This is a genomic window from Stappia sp. WLB 29 (assembly GCF_023507705.1).
In the GTDB taxonomy this organism is placed as follows: Bacteria; Pseudomonadota; Alphaproteobacteria; order Rhizobiales; family Stappiaceae; genus Stappia.
In genome coordinates, this window is record NZ_JALBGD010000007.1 from 99,174 (window position 1) to 116,901 (window position 17,728).

A 17,728-nucleotide genomic window follows, 5' to 3' on the forward strand; every position below is an offset into this window, starting at 1 on the left:
CGGATGGGGTTGGGCCCAGCGGACACGCCGCCGGGCCTTGGCACGAGTGTCAGTGGGCGTGCTGGATCAGCGCGGTGAGCACGCTGCGGTCGCCGGAGAAGCGCTTGCGGCCATGGGCGACGAGGATATTGTCCAGGACGAGCACGTCGCCCTTCTGCCACTGCACCGGCTTCTCGTTCTCCAGCAGCACGTCGTAGATGTGCAGCACATCCTCGGCCGAGATCTCGGTGCCATCGCCGTAGCGCATGTGGTCGAGAAGCTGCGGCGCCTCTTCCAGCGCCCGCGCCAGCCGGTCGGCGGCCTCGGTGCGACCATCGAGCCGCGCCCATTTCAGCGCCGAGACGGGCGAGAAGATATGCACCTGGTTGAACCAGACATCGTCGCCGGAGCGCGGGTGCTGCCGGGTGGTCGGACGCACCTCCTGCCAGAGCTGCATCGACCCGTCGTCCAGCCATTCGAAGCGCCAGCCGGACTTGGCGGCGACCTTCTCGGCCTCCTCGCGCCGGTCGGTCGCGAACACCTCGTGCCAGGTCTTGGGCACGCCCGGCCGGGAGGCGACCTTCTCCGGCAGCGGCAGGTTGCGGCAGAGCTGCACGCCGCCATGGGTCTCGAAGCGCTCGCGGACCTTCGGATCGATGGCGCGGGTGATGGCGCGCATGTCGCCGATGGTGGTCTGGCCGCCCTCTTCGGGCGGGCGCTCGCAGAAGAAGGAGATGCGGTCGGGCGAATTGTCCGTGTAGGACATCTCCTGGTGCAGCGGGATCGAGTAGGAGCCGGGGATCTCGGTCGCGGTCATGATCCGGCCGTTGACGACCTTGCGCGGCGAGGTGCCGCCGACATAGTCCATCAGGTCGGGCGCGACCACGTCGAGCACCTTCTGATAGTCGCTGGAGGTGTGCACGCAGTCGAACCCGCGCAGCAGGACGCCGCCGTTTTCATCGAGCTGGGCGGAGATGCGGTCCTTGGCCTCGGCGAGGTAGGCGGCGAGCTCGTCGAGGCTGAAACGGGTGCCGTCGCGCGGCGACCAGACCACGATCGGAACGTCGGGACCGAGAGTGCTTTCAACGTGCTGCATGACGCGAACTCCTGGTTGGGGTGGATCGGAAGGTCGCCTTACGGCTTGACCTGGAAGATCGTGGCGAGCGCCGTCGCCACCAGCTTCTTGCGCGTGCCCGAAAGGGCGTAGACATCGGCACGGCAGACCGCATGGCGCCCGCCGTAGTTGAGCACCTGGCCGTGGCCGACGAGCGTCTGGCCGACGGCGGGTGCGAACATGTTGAGCTTATATTCGGAGGTCACGACATCGCCGGCGACGGAGGCGGCCGCCCAGGCACAGGCGCTGTCGGCCAGGAATCCGATGATCGCGCCATGGCCGAAGCCGTGATGCTGGGTCAGCTCGCGGCGCATCGGGATGCTGATCTCGACCTCGCCGTGGCGATAGGTGTCGAGGCTGGCCCCGACCCAGACCGCAAACGGCGTCTTGCCGATCACCGCTCCGATCTCGTCCCGCGAGAGAACCGGCTGCTTTTCCTCGGACATGGTCCTTTATTCACCTCGTCACGATTGCAAGTTCCGCGAACCGGGCGGGCCGTGCCGGCCCGGTTCCGCGTTCGGTCAGTCGTCGCCGCTCGCCGCTCTGGCGGGCTCCGCCTCGGCAGCCTGGGACGGCCGGCGGGCAAGGATCGCCAGCGTCTCGTCGAGATAGCGCTTGCGCGTCTCGGCCCGGCGGATCTTGCCGCTCGACGTCTTGGGGATGGAGCCCGGCTCCAGCAGGACGATCTTGTGGAAGGTGACGTCGGCCTCGCGCAGGATCTCCTGGCGGATCGCCCGTGTTGCCGCGTCGATATCGATCGACTGGCGATTGCCCATCCGCACCTCCTGGGCGAGCACCAGCGTCTGGATGCCGCTGTCGGGATCCTCCACCGCGAAGGCGGCGCCGGAGTTGGTCTTCAGCCCCGGCCAGGCGCGCTCCGCCACATATTCGATGTCCTGCGGATAGACGTTGTGGCCGCGGACGATGATGAGATCTTTGTATCGGCCCGTGACATAGAGCTCGCCCTCAAGAACGAAGCCGAGGTCGCCGGTGCGCAGGTAACGCTCGCCGTCTGCCTCGCCCTTGATGCGCGCGTGGAAGGTGCGCTGGGAGACCTCCTCATTGTCGAAATAGCCGAGCGGCACATGCGGTCCTGCCACCCAGATCTCGCCGATCTCGCCGTCGGGCATGGCGGCGAAAGTCTCCGGGTCGACGATGCGCAGCGTCTCGTCGCGCAGCGCGCGGCCGCAGCCTATCGCCTGTGTCTCGTCTTTCTCGTCGGCCGGCGCGACGGCCGCCCCTCGCGCAAGGCCGGCACGGCTGACCGGACGCAGGATCGGAACCTCGCTGCGGCTGCCGCCGGTGATCAGGAGCGTCGCCTCCGCCATGCCGAAGCAGGGGTAGAAGGTCTGCGGGCGAAAGCCGATGCCGGCGAAGGCCTCGGTGAAGCGCTGCAGGGTGCCGGCGCGCACCGGCTCGGCGCTGTTGAACGCCAGCTTCCACGACGACAGGTCGAGACCGGCATCGATGATCAGGTCGCGGCGCTCGATGCACAGGTCGTAGGCATAGTTCGGTCCGCCGCTGACCACCGCGCGATAGTCGCTGATCGCCTTCGGCCAAAGCCAGGGCCGGTGGGCGAACAGGTTGGGCGACATCAGGATGCAGAAGGTGCCGAGATAGAACGGCTCCAGCACATTCGCGATCAGCCCCATGTCGTGATAGAGCGGCGCCCAGCCGACATAGGTGGGATTGTCGTCGTTGCCGAAGGCCTCGGCCATCATCTCCAGGTTGGCGGCCAGATTGGCGTGGCTCACCATTACGCCGCGCGGCACCGACGTGGAGCCGGACGTATACTGGATGAAGGCGAGTTCGTGCGGCAGCGCCTCGTGCGGGTCGGCCGTCGGTGCGGCGCCGGCTTCGTCGAGATCGATGGCGATGAAAGTGGCGTCTCGGTAGCTCGGCAGCGGGCTCAGCTGAGCGTGGACGAGCGAGGCCTGGTCGAGATTGCTGAACACCACGGCGGCAGCGGCATTCTCGGCGATGGCATGCACCGTGTTGCGCAGGCGCGAGCCCTTCAACGGCACCATCGGCACCGGCACCACGCCGGCGAAATGGCAGGCGAAGAAGGCGACGACGAAGGCAAGGCCGGTCGGGAACATCAGGATCGCCCGGTCGCCGGGGCGCGTGTGCCGCCGCAGCCGCTGGCCGTAGATGCGCGCCAGCCGGTGCAGCTCGGCGTAAGTCAGCGCCTCCTGCTCGATATTGTCCGGCCCCAGATAGAGGAAGGCCCGGTCGTCGGGCCGTGCGGCCGCATAGGTGTCGAGGAGGCCCCACAGGGTGGGAACGCCGACGCTGCTCAGATCCCGGCTCTTGTCCAGCATGGTCTCTCCTCCGGAAGGCTGATGGGACGGGCGGACGTGCCCGCAGGTTCGAAGTCGGCCCAGCGGGCCAGGGTCCTGACGAGGATCGCCTCCAGGCGGCGCGTGCCCTCGGCATCGAAGAAATGCGCGCCCGGCAGCTGGCCGCAGGTGAAATTGCCGGTGGTGTGGGCCGACCATTCGATGAGCTCGCGCAGCGACATGATCGGGTCGTCGAAGCCCTTCACCGCCAGCATGGGACACTCGAGCGGCGGCTGGCCGGCGTAACGATAAATGTCGGACAGCTGCAGGTCGGCGCGGATCACGGGCAGCACCTGGCGCAGCCAGTCCTCCTTGCCGCGCATGAGCGCCGGCACGCCGCCGAGACGATGGAGCGCGGCAACAAGCTCGTCGTCGGGCAGGCTGAACAGCTCGCCATGGCTGAGTTCGCAGTGGGGCGCGCGCCGGCTGGCGACGACGAGGCCGGCGGGCATGTCCTCGCCGATCAGCCGCAGGAAGCGGGTCAGCTCGAAGGCGATCAATGCGCCGAGGCTGTGGCCGTAGAAGACGAAAGGCCGCCGGGATCCGGCGCGGGACGCTAGGAAGTTGCGGACGAGGCCGGGAACCAGCGCGCCGGCCCATTTCGGCAGGACATTGCAGGTCTCCGCCGTGCGGCCGGGAAGCTGCACCCGGTGCAGCGCGACCTCCGGGGGAAACTTCGCCTGCCAGGCCGCAAAGGAGTGGCGGCTGCCACCGGCATGGTGGAAGACGTAGAGGTCGACCGCCGCCCGCGCGCGGTCGCTGGCAAAGATCTCCGCCTGCGCGCTCACGCCGTCCCCCGTTGACTGGAGAAGCGGATGTCGAGCCGCTCGGGACCGCGCAGGATCAGGCTGTTGGCCTGCCAGCGGCGCTCTGGATCGACACGCTCGAAGTCGCCGTAGCCGTTCAGCAGCACCTTGAGAAAGGCATCGCCCTGGACGCGGGCAAGCAGCGCGCCGAGACAGGAATGCATGCCGAAGCCGAAGCCGATATGGGCGGTGCCCTTGCGGTCGAAGCGCAGCTCGTCGGGAGCCTCGAAGACCTCGCCGTCGCGATTGGCCGAGCCGAGGCAGAGCAGGATCTGCTCGCCGGCGGCAATGTCGATGCCACCGACGGTGCAGTCCTCGACGGCAAGGCGCTTGGTGAACTGCAGCGGCGTCTCGTAGCGCGTCACTTCCTCGATCGCGGCGCGGATCGAGGCTCCGTCGTCGCCCAGCGCCTCGAACTTCTCGCGGTGATCGAGGATGGCATCGACGAGATTGCCGATGAGGCACTGGGTCGTCTCGGTGCCGGCGACGAAGGACATGACGCAGGCGAAGGCGATCTCCTCCTCCGTCAGGCCGGCGCCGTCGACCTGCGCCTCGCAGAGGCGGGCGATGATCGTGTCCTTGCCCGACTTGCGGATGCGGGCCGCATGCTCGCCGAAATAGCCGGTCAGCTCGCGCATGCTGCTTGCCGCCTTCTGGAAGGCGGAGCGGTTCATCATGCCGGGGTCGAGCAGGTAGCGGACGGCATGGACCTTCTCGGCGATACCGGGGCGGGCTTCGTCATCGACCGCCATCCAGTCGCACAGGATGTCGATGGGCAGCGGCACGGCGATGTCCGCCATGACGTCGCAGCCGCCGCGGGCGGCATGGGTGGCGAGCAGGCGCTCGATCCGGTCGGTCAGCACCGGCAGGAGAGCGTTGATCGCCTCATTGGAATAGGCCTGGTTCACCAGCCGGCGCAGACGCATGTGCTCCGGATTGTCGGTGAAGACGATGGAGGTCTGCAGGAAGCGCAGCATCTGGCCGTAGTCCTCGAACCGCAGGCGGGCGGCCTGCTTGACCACCGTGTCGGGGATCAGGCGCACGCTGAACTTGCGGCTGCGCATGACCGCGAGCACGTCTTCGTAGCGCGACAGGATGAGCGTACCCTTGGTGCGCAGGATCGGCGCCTCGCGGCGCAGGCGCGCATAGACCGGATAGGGATCGGCGCGGAACGCGGGATCAAGTGGGTTGAAGACGATGTCCTGGCCGCCCGGCACGCGGGAGGCAGCGCTGCCTGGCTGGGTTTGTGCTGCTGGGGCGGTGACGGTCATGGCACGGTTCCCTGTTGCTGGACGCGGGCAAGACGGAGACAAGACGGGGGCGTCCGGCGGCACGGCTCGCGCAGCCGGGGGTGTTGCCGATGCGTGCGGCGGGCCGGCGAGGGACGCCGGCCCGGCTCCCTCACATCCTCGACAGTTCGGAGACGGGGCGATCGGTCGGGCGCAGCGAGATGCGCAGCAGCCCGATCTTGCCCGTGTAGAAGCCGATGGAGGTCTGCTTGAGATAGCGCTCGTACCGCTCGGTGACGGTTTCTCCGACCAGCTTCACCGCCTCGTCGCGCCGCCGGCGCAGGTTGCGCGCCCACGCATCGTAGGTGCGGGCGTAGTGCAGGCGGTGGTTGACCAGATAGGTCACCTCCATCACCCCGTCCGCCGCCGCGGCGATCTCGTCCAGCCGCGGAAGGTCGGCGGCCGGGAAGATCTCCTCGTTGATGAACTGGCTGGCTTCCTCGTTGCGCATGGTGCCGTAGACGAAGGTCTGCAGCGACATGCGCCCGCCCGGCGTCAGCCACGAGGCACAGGTGGCGAAGAAGTCGCGATAGGTCTCGATCTTCACCTGACGGCTGTCCTCGGGCTTGGCGAAATGCTCGAAAGCGCCGACGGAGATGATGCTGTCATAAGGCCGGTCCGGCTTGTGCTGGGTCCAGCTTTCCAGGCGCACCTCGATCTGCGGGATGCCGAAGCTGCGCACGTTGTCCGCCTGGTCCTCGCTGAGCGTCAGGCCGACGATCCGCTTCAGGCCGGAATAGCTGCTGGCCTTGCGTACCAGGGCGCCCCAGCCGCAGCCGACGTCGAGCAGGGATTCAGCCTTCTCCGCCCGGGCCTCGCGCAGGTGATGGTCGATCTTGCGCTGCTGGGCGGCGGCCAGCGTGTCGTCCTCGCCCTCCCACAGGGCGCTGGAGTAGGTGAGCGACTCGTCGAGCCACAGACGGTAGAAGTCGCGGCTGACGTCGTAGTGGTACTGGACCGCGGCCATCGAGCCGCCGTAGTCGGGCTGTTCCGTCTTCATGGTATCGGCCCTCATCCTGCCGTGACGTGCTGGCGCTCGGCCTCACGGGCGACGCCGGCGGCGATGTTGTCGAGCGTTTCCGCCTCGAACAGGATCGCCAGCGGGATCTCCACGCCGAGCCAGGTCTCCAGATCCATCGCCAGCGCCGTGGTCAGGGCGGAGTCGAGACCGAGGGAATCGAGTCCATCGCTGCCCTTGATGGACGCCTGGTCCATGCCCAGCACATTGGAGATGTAGGTCTTGAGCCAGGCAAACACGGCGGCCTCGTCGACCTTTTCCGCAATCTGAACGTGATCCATGGGAACTCCTCCTCTTCCTGCAATTGCGTCGGGTCAGGCGCTGCGAATTTCCCGGCGCTCGATCTGCTCTTTCGTCGGGACCTTGATGTCCCAGGCCTGGCCGAAAAGAGCGAGCAAGCGGATGACCCAGTAACCGGGATCGATGCGGTACCAGGCGAGCCCGAAGGACGCGGAACCGGGGAAGGCGTGGTGGTTGTGGTGCCAGGACTCGCCGAAGATGAAGGGGGCGAGCCAGCTGATGTTGGTGCTCTGGTCGTCGGTGACGAAGCGGCGGCGGCCGATCAGGTGGCAAAGCGAGTTGAGTGCGAAGATGCCCTGCTCGACCACGAACATGCGCACCATGCCGCCCCACAGGAAGCCCGTCAGCGCACCCATCCAGGACTGGCTCACCAGCCCGCCGATGGCGGTCGGGATCAGCAGGCCCAGCACGATCCAGGTGTAGTAGTGGCGGTTCACCCAGATCATCACCCGGTCCTTGAGCAGGTCCGGCGCGTAGTGGACGACGTTGGGATAGGGATGCGCCACCATCCAGGTGAAATGCGCGTGGACGAAGCCCTTGAGCTTGCCCTTGAGCCCGCTGCCATGCAGGTTCGGCGAGTGGAGGTCGCCTTCCTGGTCGCCGAGCTCGTGGTGTCGCCGGTGCATCGCCGTCCAGGAGATCACCCCGCCCTGCCCCGCCATCGACCCGAAGATGCCGAGAGCCGCGCGAACCGGCGCGGAGGCCTTGAAGCTGCGATGAGTGAAGAGACGGTGGTAGCCGATCGAGATCCCCAGACCGCTCAACGCCCAGAAGACGAGGAAGAGCGTCAGGTCGAGAGACGTGATCGGGTGGAAGAACAGCAACACGATCGCGCAGGCGGTGCCGAGGATCGGCAACACGTCGAACAGGAAAAAATGCATTCTCTGCATCTTGTGCAGGTGCGGACTGTCGATAACCTTCTGGCGCGGCTGCCCTGGCAGTTGCACCTCCTGGAACATCTGATGAGCGATCTGGTCGCCTCTGTTCAGCATGACTCTTCCTCCAATCGCAGCCCGCAAGTCGCCGGAACGGACCGTCGGATGACCTGTGCACGCGAAGTATTTATCGCGTAAATACACCGTATTTTTTTGGAAAAACTCTATTTATCACTTGATCACGCTAGCAGTACGACTGTTTTTGCCGAAATTCTTTAAATATATCATGTGAGTCACTTCAAATATGAAGGCCCGAATCAAGAAATAAATAGGCGATTCCTTGCGTAGATTTATCAATATTGTTATTAATTACGATATTGATTTCTTCTTCCGCGCAAAGAAGTGTTTCGCACTGATCGGCGGGACACTCGCGAGCATCTCGCGCAACGGGGGAGGAAACGGCAAGGCTACGCCCAGCGCGAGCAAGCGATTTCCTACAATCTAGACTTGCACCGCCTGTCGGCGCCCCTGTAAAGGAAGCGCCGCGACCCGCCACTCCTTCCTGAGAGCCCTTGCCGATCATGACCTACGACGACGCCAACATGATCTCGGCGTTTCTCATCTACATCGTGGGGGCAGCCAGCCCCGGCCTCGGCAACATGACGATCGCAACGACCGCGATCCGCCAGGGCCGCCCGTCCGGCTTCGCCGTGATGGCCGGGGTGATGGCCGCGGGGCAGACCTGGGCCCTGCTCGCCGCCTTCGGCCTGTCGTCGGTGCTGGTCGCCATGCCGGCGGCGATGATGGCTGTCGGCATCGCCGGCGGGGCCTATCTCGTCTGGCTGGCCTGGAAGACCTTTCGCCAGTGGAAACCGTCAATGGGGCCGGCCGGCGGACCGGAGACAGGGCAGAACGGCACGGAAACAGGGCTTGCCGGCCATTTCCGCCGGGGCTTCCTGATCCAGATCCTCAACCCCAAGGCGAGCGTCGGCTGGATCCTTATCATCACCGCCGGGGTGCGTCCGGATTCGCCCTGGTATGCGCCGCTGGCGATCGTGCTCGGGTGCCTCGTTCTCGGCCTGTGCATCTTCTCGGCCTATGTGCTGCTGTTTTCCTCGCGCGTGCTGAACCGCGAGGAGGTCGCCAATTCGACCGGCTTCCGCTACGCGCTGGCGGCCGTCTACGGCCTGTCCGGCCTGTGGCTGATCGTCGACAGCCTGAAAATCTGAGCCTGGCAATACGAAAAGGGCGCGGACCCTTTGCGGATCCGCGCCCTGATCGTTGAGAGGCGGCTGCCTGTCCGCCCGAGGCGCCTCAGCCCTTCGGCATCGTTGCCTGCATGGACGGGCGTTCGGAGACCGCCTTGAACCACGCCGCGAGGCCCGGATGGGTGCTGCGCCAGTCCTTGTCGGGGAAGCGGAAGTCGAGATAGCCGAGGGTGCAGGCAGCCGCGATCGATCCCATCGACAGCGGCCCCTCCAGATGCGACAACCAGACCGTCTCGAGCGCATCGAGGCCGCTGTCGATCTTCTCCATCTGGCCGCGGTGCCAGTCGTCCCAGTAGAGCGCTTCGGGCCGCATGATCTTCTCGTAGCGGGCGAGAAGCGCCGCATCGAGGATCGCGTCGGCGAGCGCCTCCAGCGTCATCACCGCAAAGCGCTCGTTGCCCTCGGCCGGCACCAGCACCGGCGAGGCGGCCTGCGCATCCACATAGGCGCAGATCACCCGGCTGTCATAGAGAGCGGATCCGTCGTCCAGCAGCATGGTCGGCACCTTGCCGGACGGGTTGCTGGCGACGATGGTCTTGTCGCGGTTGACGGGGTTTGCCGCCGAACCGAGAAGTTCGATCCGGTCGGCCACGCCCTTTTCATGGGCGACGACCATCACCTTACGCACATAGGGCGAGGCGGGGGAAAAATAGAGCTTCATCAACACTCTCCAGTGGGTTTTCAGAAATGTCCGGCCTGTGCCTGGCTCGCCTGGCGCAGCGCGGCTTCCGGGTCGGCCTCCAGCCGGTCGGCAAGGAGCTGGCCGGCGAATATGACATGTTCGCTCATCAGGTTCTGCGCCCGCGTGCCGTCCCTGTCGCCCAGCGCCTTGAGAATGCGGCGGTGGTCGTCATGCGAGCGGTGGATGACCTCGAAGTCGTCCCAGAGGATCACGCGGTCGGAGACGAGCGGCACGTTGTGCGACTGGTGCACGAAGCGGCCGATCCAGTGGTTCCCGGCGGCGCCGATGATGGTCTCGTGAAACTCGACATTCATCCGTCGGTAGGCAGGCAGTTGCTCAGGGTCGAGGCGGCCGGCCGAGAGGATCGCGTCGCCCTCAAGGACCAGCGCCTCCATGCGCGCCAGCTGCCCCTTGCTGAGCCCCGCCTCCGCCGCCAGCCGGCAGGCGAGCCCTTCCAGGTTCGCCCGTACGGTGAAGGCCTGCCGGATGTCGGAGACCATGAAGCGGCGGATTCGATAGCCGCGATTGGGCTCGTAGTCGATCAGCCCGTCCTGGGCGAGCCGAGCCAGAGCGGTGCGCAGGGGCGTGCGCGAAACGCCAAGGATTTCCGCAAGCTGGTCCTGATGCAGCCGTTCGCCGGGGGCAAACCTGCCTTCCAGGATCATCTCGCGAATGGCGGTTGCCGCAGCATCCGCGCTGGTGACGTCGGCTGTGGATGCCGGAGCCTGATCGAGTGGTGTCATGGGTCCAAAATGACCTGTTTCATGCCCTCTGGCAAGTTCGCCAAACATCGAATTTATCCAAAACAATCAAAAATCCTCATATTCACGATTGACAACCGCAATAATGTATCCAATCCTGGGAACAAATATGGGAGGATACGGATGGCGCTCACAGCGTTCGTCACCGGCGCGGCAGGCGGAATAGGCCGCGCCGTCGCACAGCGGCTTGCCGCGGACGGTTTCTCGATCATTGCCACCGACATGGACGCGGGACGGGCCCGCGAGGTTGCCGCCTCGCTGCCGGGAACCGGCCATGCCGGCCTTGCGCTCGACGTCAGCAGCGAAGAGGCGGTGATCGCCTGTCTTCGCGAGGTCGAGAGCGGCATCGCCCCGATCAACGTGCTCGTCGCGGCGGCCGGCATCCTGATCCTCGACGAGACCGGCCAACGCCGCCCCCTCACCGAGACCAGCTTCGAGGAATGGGACAAGACGCAGACGATCAACAGCACGGGCACGTTCCTGCTGCTGCGCGAGTACCTGCGCCACCGCACCCGCGCCCCGCTGGAGCACGCCCGTTTCGTCGGCTTTTCCTCCGTTGCGGCCCAGCTCGGTGGCTACCGGTCGAGCTCGGCCTACATCGCCAGCAAGAGCGCGATCCTCGGGCTCATCAAGGCCGGCGCCCGCGAGGCCGCGCCCCTCGGCGTCACCGTCAATGCGGTCGCTCCCGGCCTGATCGACGCGCCGATGCTGCGCCTGTCACTCGACCCGTCCCAAGACGCGGAGATTTCCCGCAACATCCCCATGGGCCGGATCGGCACACCGGAAGACGTCGCCGGTGCCGTGTCCTATCTCGCCGGTCCGGACGGTGCCTATGTGACCGGCGCCACGCTGGACATCAACGGCGGCTACCGGATGCAATGACCATGCTGGAGCGCGCCCTCAACCGGATCGCCGCCCTGCTCGCCGGGCTGGCGGCCCTCGCCCTGCTGGCGATGATGCTGCACGTGACGGCGGACGTCGCCGGCAAGTACTTCCTGAATGCGCCGATCCCGGGTACCGCCGAGGTGGTGGCCAGCTACTACATGATCTCGGTCGTGTTCCTCCCGCTGGCCTGGCTCGAAGTGAAGAACGGCCCGATCGTGGTGGAGCTGTTCTTCGACATGGCGAACCCCACGGCGCGGCGCATGATGCTGCTGCTCGGCACGCTGCTGTCGCTCGCCGTCTACGGGCTGATCGCCTGGCTGTCCTGGCAGCCGGCCGTGCATGCCTGGGAAATCGGCGAGATCGTCGAAGGCGCCTGGAAGGTCGTCGTCTGGCCGACCAAATTCCTCCTGCCGCTCGGCCTCGGCCTCGCCTGCCTCGCCCAGTTCACCCGCCTCGTGCTGATCCTGTCCGGCCGCGACGTCCTGCCGGCGGACGACCAGCCCCAACACGCAGATCCAGTCTGAGGCCCCGATCATGGACCGTCTCGAAATCGGCTTCGTCGGCATCGTCCTGACGCTCGTCCTCATCGGCCTGCGCGTTCCCATCGGCGTCGCCATGGGCGCGGTCGCCGTCGGCGGCATCTTCGCGATGCTCGGCGCGATGCCGGCCATCGGCATCGTCAAGGCCGTTCCCTACGATCTCGTCGGCGACTGGAACCTGTCGGCCGTGCCGATGTTCCTGCTGATGGGCTACATCGCCTCCGGCGCCGGCCTGACCAAGGGCCTGTTCGCCGCTGCCCGCGTGTTCCTCAACCGGGTGCCGGGCGGGCTCGCCTCGGCGACGGTCGCCTCCAGCGCGCTGTTCGCCTCGGCCAGCGGATCGAGCGTCGCGACCGCCGCCGCCTTCTCGCGCATCGCCATCCCGGAAATGCTGAAGGCCGGCTATGCCCCCTCGCTCGCGGCCGGCTCGGTCGCGGCGGCCGGCACGCTCGGCTCGCTGATCCCGCCGAGCGTCCTGCTGATCGTCTTCGGCCTGATGATGGACGTGTCGATCAGCGAGCTGTTCATCGCCGGCCTCATCCCCGGCCTGCTGTCGGCCGTCATGTTCGTCGGCTTGATCTCGCTGCGCACCATGCTCAATCCCGAGCTGGCGCCCAAGAGCGACGCCGTCTACAGCTGGGCCGAGAAGCTCGAGCTGATCAAGGACGTGTGGCCGCTTCCGGTGCTGATCGCCGGCGTGCTCGGCGGCATCTTCACCGGCATCTTCACCGCCACCGAGGCCGGAGCCATCGGCGCGTTCCTCGCCTGCATCATCGCCGCCGCCCGCCGCCAGCTCGACATCCGGGTGATGCGCTGCGCGCTCATCGATACGGCAATGGGGACAGCCGCAATCTTCATCATCGTCGTCGGCGCGGCCCTGTTCGCCCGTTTCATCGCCCTGTCCACGGTGCCGGTCTGGGTCACCAACTTCTTCGACGGCTACAGCGCGATCACCGTGATCCTGATGATCGGCGCGCTGTATCTGGTGCTCGGCTGCTTCCTGGAAAGCATCTCGATCATGCTGCTGACCCTGCCGGTGCTGGCGCCGATGCTGGCGCTGCTGGGCGTCGACCTGATCTGGTTCGGCATCCTGACCGTCAAGCTGCTGGAGATCGGCCTCGTCACGCCGCCGGTCGGAATGAACGTCTACGTCATCCGATCCAGTCTCGGCAGCACCATACCTCTCGGCCAGATCTTCGCCGGCGTCAGCTGGTTCATCCTGGCCGACTTCATCACGCTGGCCCTGCTGATCGCCTTCCCGGCCATCAGCCTGTGGCTGCCCGCAATCATGGCGAACTGACCCCCGAACACCTCGTTCGCCTGATCCGATCGGCGCCCGACAAGAAGCGCCGGAACATGGGAGGAAGACATGAAGAAACTGCTCGCCCTTGCGACCCTGACTGCCGGCCTGATGGGCTCAGCCGCCTATGCGGACGTGTACCAGGCCACCAACTGGATGGCGCCGGTCCACATCCTCAACGAAGAGACCTACCAGAAGTTCTCCAAGGATGTGGCGGCCGCGACGGACAGCGCCATCACCTTCGAGGTCTATTCCAGCGGCGCGCTGGTGCCGGCCAAGTCGACCATGCAGGCGATCCGCGACGGCGTTGCCCAGCTCGGCATCGTCTATCCGGGCTACACCCCCTCGGAACTGCCGCTGAACAACGTGCTCAACGACCTCGTCTTCGTCTCCGACGACGATATCGCCTCGGCCTTCGCCTATACCGAAATGGGCATGACCAACGAGCGCATCGTCGGCGAGTGGAAGAAGAACGGCGGCATCTTCGCCGGCGGCTACTCGACCCCGGTCTACAACTTCGTCTGCGTCAAGCCGATCCGCGCGGCAGCCGATGCCAACGGCCTGAAGATCCGCACCGCCGGCGGCGCCCAGACCTCCTGGGTCGAGAGTCTCGGCGGCGTGCCGGTCTCCGTGCCGATCGGCGATGTCTATTCGGGCCTCAGCCGCGGCTCCATCGACTGCACCATGTCGGACCCGACCAACCTCGACAAGGGCAACAAGTTCTGGGAAGTCGCGAAGTCCGTGACCACCCTGCCGATGGGCGTGGTGCTGGGCGCCAACTACGTGATCAACCCGGGCTTCTGGCAGGGGCTCGCCCCCGAACAGCGCCGCGTGCTGCTCGACAACATGGCCATCGGCAATGCCCGTGCGCAGGTCGCCTATCACGTCGGCGTCGCCGCGGCGATGGAAGGCTCCAAGGAGCGCGGCCTCGAGATCATCGAGCCGTCCGAGGACCTGAGCGCCAAGCTCAAGGAGTTCCAGGCCGATTTCGTCGCAGGCCTGCCGAAGAAGTCCATGGACGACCGCAAGGTCGAGGATCCGACCGATCTCATCGAAGAGTTCCAGGCGCTTCAGACGAAGTGGAAGGGGCTGCTTGAAGGGGTCGACCGTACCGACGCTGATGCGCTGGCCAAGATCCTCCAGGAGAACCTGTACTCGAAGATCGACGAAAACAGCTTCGGCATGAACTGACGACGCAGCGGCGGGCGCCGGACCTCTCCCCACGGCGCCCGCTGCCTCCCTGCCTCCCCTTCGACCTGACGGATCATTGCCAATGACACAGAACCCCATCGCCATCGTGACCGGCGGCGGCGCGGGAATTGGCGCGGCCATTTCCCGTGTCCTCGCCGAGTACGGCCATCAGGTCATCGTCGCCGATCTTGCCGCGGACAACGCGGAAGCGGTTGCCTCCGCCATCCGCGCAAGCGGCGGCAGCGCCCGCGCCTATGCGCTCGACGTCACGGACGCGGCTGCCGTCGCCCGCCTTGCCGAGGAGGTCGGAGACGTGCGCCTGCTCGTCAACAATGCCGGCATCTTCAATGTGAAGGGCTTCTTCGAACTGGTGCCCGATGATTTCCGCAAAATGTACGAGGTCAACCTCGTCGCCCTGTTCGACCTGTCGCAGAAGATCGCCGCGCGCATGCAGCCGGGCGGCGCCATCGTCAACATCGCCTCGCGGGCGATGCTCGGCGCGCGCCACTACGCCCATTACGTCGCCTCCAAGGCGGCCGTCGCCGGCCTTACCCGCGCCATGGCGCTCGACCTTTCCGAACGCAAGATCCGCGTCAACGCGGTCGCCCCCGGCGTCATCGAGACCGACATGCTGAAGGCCCGCTCGGACACCGATCTGGACGGCCTGCGGGCGCAGCAGCCCATGGGCCAGCTCGGCGCGCCGGACGACATCGCCCATGCCGTCGCCTTTCTCGGCTCGCCGCAGGCCGGCTTCATCACAGGTCAGGTGCTGCTTGTCGACGGCGGCCGCTCGCTCGGCGGCACCACGAGCTTCTGACCATCTCGACCCGAGGACGGGATCATGGACACCAATCGCTTCACCGGCCGTCTGGCCATCGTCACGGGTGCCGCGTCCGGCATCGGCTTTGCCATCGCGGAGCGTCTTGCTGCGCAAGGGGCCACGGTCATCGCCGTCGACCGCGACGCGGACGGACTGGCCCGGCTGCCGCAGGGCATCGAGGCGGTGACGGCCGACGTCACCGATCCGGCGCTGCCCGACACGCTGTCCGCAGCGCTCGCCGGGCGCCCGCTCGCCATTCTGGTCAACAATGCCGGGGTGGGCGGCGGCGGGCGCGCCGACGAGACCAGCGCGGAGGACGTGCGGCGCTATTTCGAGATCAACGTCCTGCCGGTGTTCCTGCTCAGCAAGTTCGCGGTCGGCGAGATGCGCCGCACCGGGGGCGGCGCCATCGTCAACATCGCCTCGATCTACGCCATCGTCGGGGCGACGGGCAGCGCCGGCTACAGCACCAGCAAGGCTGCCGTCGACGGCATGACGCGCCAGATGGCGACCGACTTCGGGCCGGAGAACATCCGCGTCAACGCGGTCGCCCCCGGCCTGATCGAGACGCCGCTGACCGCCGAGCGAATCCGCACGGAGACCTGGCGCAAGCATGTCTTCATCGAGCAGGCGCCGCTGCGCCGGGTCGGAACGCCGGGCGAGGTGGCCGATGCCGTTGCCTTCCTCGCCAGCGACGAAGCCGCCTTCATCACCGGCGCGACGCTTCGCGTCGACGGCGGCTGGGCCGTCGGCCGCTATCCGCGCCCGGGAGATGCCGCATGACACGGAACGATCCGGTCCTGAAGGAGGCGTACGACCTGATCGTCGTCGGCTCGGGCGCCGCCGGCATGGCGGCCGCCATCGCCGCGCGGCTTGCCGGGCTCGACGTTGCGATCCTCGAGAAGTCCGCCCATTTCGGCGGCTCGACGGCGGTCTCCGGCGGGGCGATCTGGATCCCCGACAATCCGAAGATGCGCGCCGGCGGCATGAGCGACGACAGGCAGGAGGCCTTCCACTACATCGAGGCGGAGACCGGCAACCGGCTCAACGCCGATGTGGTGTGCGCCTTTCTCGACAACGGCCCGCGCATGGTCGACTTCTTCGAGAAGCACACCGCGCTGCAGTTCGACTACCGGGCCTACTCGCCCGACTATCATCCGGACACACCGGGCGCGGCGCTCGGCGGACGCGTTCTGGATGCCAAGGATTACGACGGCCGCCGGCTCGGCCGCTGGTTCTCGAAGCTGCGTCCTCCCATCGCCGATTTCACCGTCTTCGGCGGGCTGCTGCTGAACCGGTTCGACATCGGTCACTTCATGAAGATGACGCGCTCGCTCCCTTCCGCGATGCATGCGGCGCGGCTGATGGCCCGGCACCTGCGCGACCGGCTGACCCATCCGCGCGGCACCCGGCTGGTGCTCGGACAGGCCGTCGCCGGTCGCTTGGCCGAAAGCGTTCTGGCGCTCGACATCCCGATCTTCCTGGAAACGCCGCTTGCCGGCATCCGCCGCAGCGAAGGCCGGGTCGACGGCGTGGAGGTCACCCATGGCGGCGCGGCGCGCACGCTCGCTGCACGGCGCGGCGTGGTGCTGGCAGCCGGCGGATTTCCGCAGAACGCGGCCCGGCGCAAGGAGGTGATGCCGCATGTCGCGGCCGGCGCCCCGCACTATTCCATGTCGCCGGCCGACAGCACCGGCGACACGCTGGACCTTGCGACCAGGGTCGGCGCGGCGATCACCGAAGGCAACAGCAATGCCGCGTTCTGGACGCCGGTCTCGCTGCTGCCGGGCAAGGGCGGCCCGCGCCCCTTCCCGCACCTCTTTCTCGACCGGGCAAAGCCCGGCGTCATCGCGGTCGGCCCCGACGGCCGGCGCTTTGCCAACGAGGCGATGTCCTATCACGACTTCGTCCAGGCGATGCTGTCGAGCGGCAATACCTCGGCCTGGCTGGTCTGCGACCACCATGCGCTGCGGCGCTACGGCATGGGCGCGGTGCGTCCGTTCCCCGCGCCGTTCGGCCATCACCTGCGCTCAGGCTACCTGAAGCGCGGCCGCGATACAGCGGAGCTCGCCCGTGCGATGAAGGTGCCGGAAGCCGCGCTTGCGCAGACCATCGCCGGCTTCAACACGGATGCGGCCGAGGGCACCGACCGTGCTTTCGGCAAGGGATCGACCGCCTACCAGACCTATCTGGGCGATGCGGAAAACGCTCCCAATCCCTGCCTGCGGCCGCTCGACCAGGCGCCGCTCTATGCCATCGAGATCTTCCCCGGCGACATCGGCACCAGCATCGGCCTGTCGGCGAACGGGCGCGGCGAGGTCCTCGCCACCGACGGCACGCCGATCCCCGGTCTCTATACCTGCGGCAATGACATGAACTCGATCATGGCCGGCAGCTATCCGGGCGCCGGCATCACCCTCGGCCCGGCCCTCACCTTCGGCTATATCGTCGGCCACACGGCCGCGGGGCTGGAGCCCTGAGCCTTTCGGCAAGGCCCTGAAATGACTGCGGCCTGCCCCGTTGCCGAGGCAGGCCGCAGCCGTTGCGCGCGAACTGTCCGGG

Annotated in this window: 18 protein-coding genes; 8 read left to right on the plus strand and 10 right to left on the minus strand. The window is 66.9% G+C overall.

The window, feature by feature from the left end; translation table 11 throughout:
• Positions 1-49: 49 nt before the first annotated feature.
• The 8 genes from MNI96_RS14410 to MNI96_RS14445 all read right to left on the minus strand — a co-directional run bounded on the left by MNI96_RS14410 (position 50) and on the right by MNI96_RS14445 (position 7,837).
• Positions 50-1,075 (minus strand): TauD/TfdA family dioxygenase, encoded by a 1,026-nt coding sequence (locus tag MNI96_RS14410; RefSeq protein WP_249694274.1) that lies wholly within the window; start codon positions 1,073-1,075, stop codon positions 50-52.
• A 38-nt stretch (positions 1,076-1,113) separates the two neighbouring features.
• On the minus strand, positions 1,114-1,539 hold the full coding sequence (locus MNI96_RS14415) for a PaaI family thioesterase (protein WP_249694275.1): 426 nt from the start codon (positions 1,537-1,539) through the stop codon (positions 1,114-1,116).
• Between the two features lie 75 nt (positions 1,540-1,614).
• The gene (locus MNI96_RS14420; RefSeq protein ID WP_249694276.1) at positions 1,615-3,414 is read right to left on the minus strand and encodes a fatty acyl-AMP ligase; all 1,800 of its coding nucleotides are present in this window, start codon (positions 3,412-3,414) and stop codon (positions 1,615-1,617) included.
• Positions 3,390-4,220, minus strand: a complete 831-nt coding sequence (locus MNI96_RS14425) for a thioesterase II family protein (RefSeq protein WP_249694277.1) — start codon at positions 4,218-4,220, stop codon at positions 3,390-3,392. The genes MNI96_RS14420 and MNI96_RS14425 overlap by 25 nt, the downstream gene beginning before the upstream one ends.
• Positions 4,217-5,509, minus strand: coding sequence for a cytochrome P450 (locus MNI96_RS14430; RefSeq protein ID WP_249694278.1), 1,293 nt, complete (start codon positions 5,507-5,509; stop codon positions 4,217-4,219). Before MNI96_RS14430 ends, MNI96_RS14425 begins: the two co-directional genes overlap by 4 nt.
• A gap of 130 nt (positions 5,510-5,639) precedes the next feature.
• On the minus strand, positions 5,640-6,527 hold the full coding sequence (locus tag MNI96_RS14435) for an SAM-dependent methyltransferase (protein WP_249694279.1): 888 nt from the start codon (positions 6,525-6,527) through the stop codon (positions 5,640-5,642).
• A gap of 11 nt (positions 6,528-6,538) precedes the next feature.
• On the minus strand, positions 6,539-6,826 hold the full coding sequence (locus MNI96_RS14440; protein WP_249694281.1) for an acyl carrier protein: 288 nt from the start codon (positions 6,824-6,826) through the stop codon (positions 6,539-6,541).
• 33 nt (positions 6,827-6,859) lie between these two features.
• Positions 6,860-7,837: an acyl-CoA desaturase gene (locus MNI96_RS14445; protein WP_249694283.1), complete on the minus strand. Its 978-nt coding sequence runs from the start codon at positions 7,835-7,837 to the stop codon at positions 6,860-6,862.
• A 464-nt stretch (positions 7,838-8,301) separates the two neighbouring features.
• On the opposite strand from MNI96_RS14445, the gene MNI96_RS14450 reads away from it, so the two are divergent.
• Positions 8,302-8,949 (plus strand): LysE family translocator, encoded by a 648-nt coding sequence (locus MNI96_RS14450; protein ID WP_249694285.1) that lies wholly within the window; start codon positions 8,302-8,304, stop codon positions 8,947-8,949.
• Between the two features lie 85 nt (positions 8,950-9,034).
• On the opposite strand, the gene MNI96_RS14455 is transcribed toward MNI96_RS14450, so the two are convergent.
• Positions 9,035-9,649, minus strand: coding sequence for a glutathione S-transferase family protein (locus MNI96_RS14455; protein ID WP_249694287.1), 615 nt, complete (start codon positions 9,647-9,649; stop codon positions 9,035-9,037).
• Positions 9,650-9,669: 20 nt separating this feature from the next.
• Positions 9,670-10,413 carry a GntR family transcriptional regulator gene (locus MNI96_RS14460; RefSeq protein WP_249694289.1) on the minus strand — a complete coding sequence of 248 codons (744 nt, stop codon included), beginning with the start codon at positions 10,411-10,413 and terminating at the stop codon, positions 9,670-9,672.
• A gap of 141 nt (positions 10,414-10,554) precedes the next feature.
• Here MNI96_RS14460 and MNI96_RS14465 point away from each other — a divergent pair, with 141 nt between their 5' ends.
• The 7 genes from MNI96_RS14465 to MNI96_RS14495 all read left to right on the plus strand — a co-directional run bounded on the left by MNI96_RS14465 (position 10,555) and on the right by MNI96_RS14495 (position 17,646).
• On the plus strand, positions 10,555-11,313 hold the full coding sequence (locus MNI96_RS14465) for an SDR family NAD(P)-dependent oxidoreductase (RefSeq protein WP_249694291.1): 759 nt from the start codon (positions 10,555-10,557) through the stop codon (positions 11,311-11,313).
• A 2-nt stretch (positions 11,314-11,315) separates the two neighbouring features.
• Positions 11,316-11,840 (plus strand): TRAP transporter small permease subunit, encoded by a 525-nt coding sequence (locus MNI96_RS14470; protein WP_249694292.1) that lies wholly within the window; start codon positions 11,316-11,318, stop codon positions 11,838-11,840.
• Positions 11,841-11,850: 10 nt separating this feature from the next.
• The gene (locus MNI96_RS14475; RefSeq protein ID WP_249694293.1) at positions 11,851-13,155 is read left to right on the plus strand and encodes a TRAP transporter large permease; all 1,305 of its coding nucleotides are present in this window, start codon (positions 11,851-11,853) and stop codon (positions 13,153-13,155) included.
• Between the two features lie 69 nt (positions 13,156-13,224).
• Positions 13,225-14,346 (plus strand): C4-dicarboxylate TRAP transporter substrate-binding protein, encoded by a 1,122-nt coding sequence (locus tag MNI96_RS14480; protein WP_249694294.1) that lies wholly within the window; start codon positions 13,225-13,227, stop codon positions 14,344-14,346.
• 82 nt (positions 14,347-14,428) lie between these two features.
• The gene (locus MNI96_RS14485) at positions 14,429-15,163 is read left to right on the plus strand and encodes an SDR family NAD(P)-dependent oxidoreductase (RefSeq protein ID WP_249694295.1); all 735 of its coding nucleotides are present in this window, start codon (positions 14,429-14,431) and stop codon (positions 15,161-15,163) included.
• A 24-nt stretch (positions 15,164-15,187) separates the two neighbouring features.
• A complete protein-coding gene (locus MNI96_RS14490; protein WP_249694296.1) occupies positions 15,188-15,949 on the plus strand; it encodes an SDR family NAD(P)-dependent oxidoreductase in 762 nt (253 codons plus the stop codon).
• Positions 15,946-17,646, plus strand: coding sequence for an FAD-dependent oxidoreductase (locus MNI96_RS14495; protein WP_249694297.1), 1,701 nt, complete (start codon positions 15,946-15,948; stop codon positions 17,644-17,646). The genes MNI96_RS14490 and MNI96_RS14495 overlap by 4 nt, the downstream gene beginning before the upstream one ends.
• Positions 17,647-17,728: the final 82 nt, after the last annotated feature.

Coding starts and splice junctions, on each gene's coding strand:
- MNI96_RS14445 (WP_249694283.1), bottom strand. CDS start 7,837: ATGCTGAACAGAGGCGACCAGATCGCTCATCAGATGTTCCAGGAGGTG.
- MNI96_RS14450 (WP_249694285.1), top strand. CDS start 8,302: ATGACCTACGACGACGCCAACATGATCTCGGCGTTTCTCATCTACATC.
- MNI96_RS14495 (WP_249694297.1), top strand. CDS start 15,946: ATGACACGGAACGATCCGGTCCTGAAGGAGGCGTACGACCTGATCGTC.
- MNI96_RS14480 (WP_249694294.1), top strand. CDS start 13,225: ATGAAGAAACTGCTCGCCCTTGCGACCCTGACTGCCGGCCTGATGGGC.
- MNI96_RS14430 (WP_249694278.1), bottom strand. CDS start 5,509: ATGACCGTCACCGCCCCAGCAGCACAAACCCAGCCAGGCAGCGCTGCC.
- MNI96_RS14410 (WP_249694274.1), bottom strand. CDS start 1,075: ATGCAGCACGTTGAAAGCACTCTCGGTCCCGACGTTCCGATCGTGGTC.
- MNI96_RS14465 (WP_249694291.1), top strand. CDS start 10,555: ATGGCGCTCACAGCGTTCGTCACCGGCGCGGCAGGCGGAATAGGCCGC.
- MNI96_RS14455 (WP_249694287.1), bottom strand. CDS start 9,649: ATGAAGCTCTATTTTTCCCCCGCCTCGCCCTATGTGCGTAAGGTGATG.
- MNI96_RS14470 (WP_249694292.1), top strand. CDS start 11,316: ATGCTGGAGCGCGCCCTCAACCGGATCGCCGCCCTGCTCGCCGGGCTG.
- MNI96_RS14420 (WP_249694276.1), bottom strand. CDS start 3,414: ATGCTGGACAAGAGCCGGGATCTGAGCAGCGTCGGCGTTCCCACCCTG.
- MNI96_RS14460 (WP_249694289.1), bottom strand. CDS start 10,413: ATGACACCACTCGATCAGGCTCCGGCATCCACAGCCGACGTCACCAGC.
- MNI96_RS14435 (WP_249694279.1), bottom strand. CDS start 6,527: ATGAAGACGGAACAGCCCGACTACGGCGGCTCGATGGCCGCGGTCCAG.
- MNI96_RS14440 (WP_249694281.1), bottom strand. CDS start 6,826: ATGGATCACGTTCAGATTGCGGAAAAGGTCGACGAGGCCGCCGTGTTT.
- MNI96_RS14485 (WP_249694295.1), top strand. CDS start 14,429: ATGACACAGAACCCCATCGCCATCGTGACCGGCGGCGGCGCGGGAATT.
- MNI96_RS14415 (WP_249694275.1), bottom strand. CDS start 1,539: ATGTCCGAGGAAAAGCAGCCGGTTCTCTCGCGGGACGAGATCGGAGCG.
- MNI96_RS14475 (WP_249694293.1), top strand. CDS start 11,851: ATGGACCGTCTCGAAATCGGCTTCGTCGGCATCGTCCTGACGCTCGTC.
- MNI96_RS14490 (WP_249694296.1), top strand. CDS start 15,188: ATGGACACCAATCGCTTCACCGGCCGTCTGGCCATCGTCACGGGTGCC.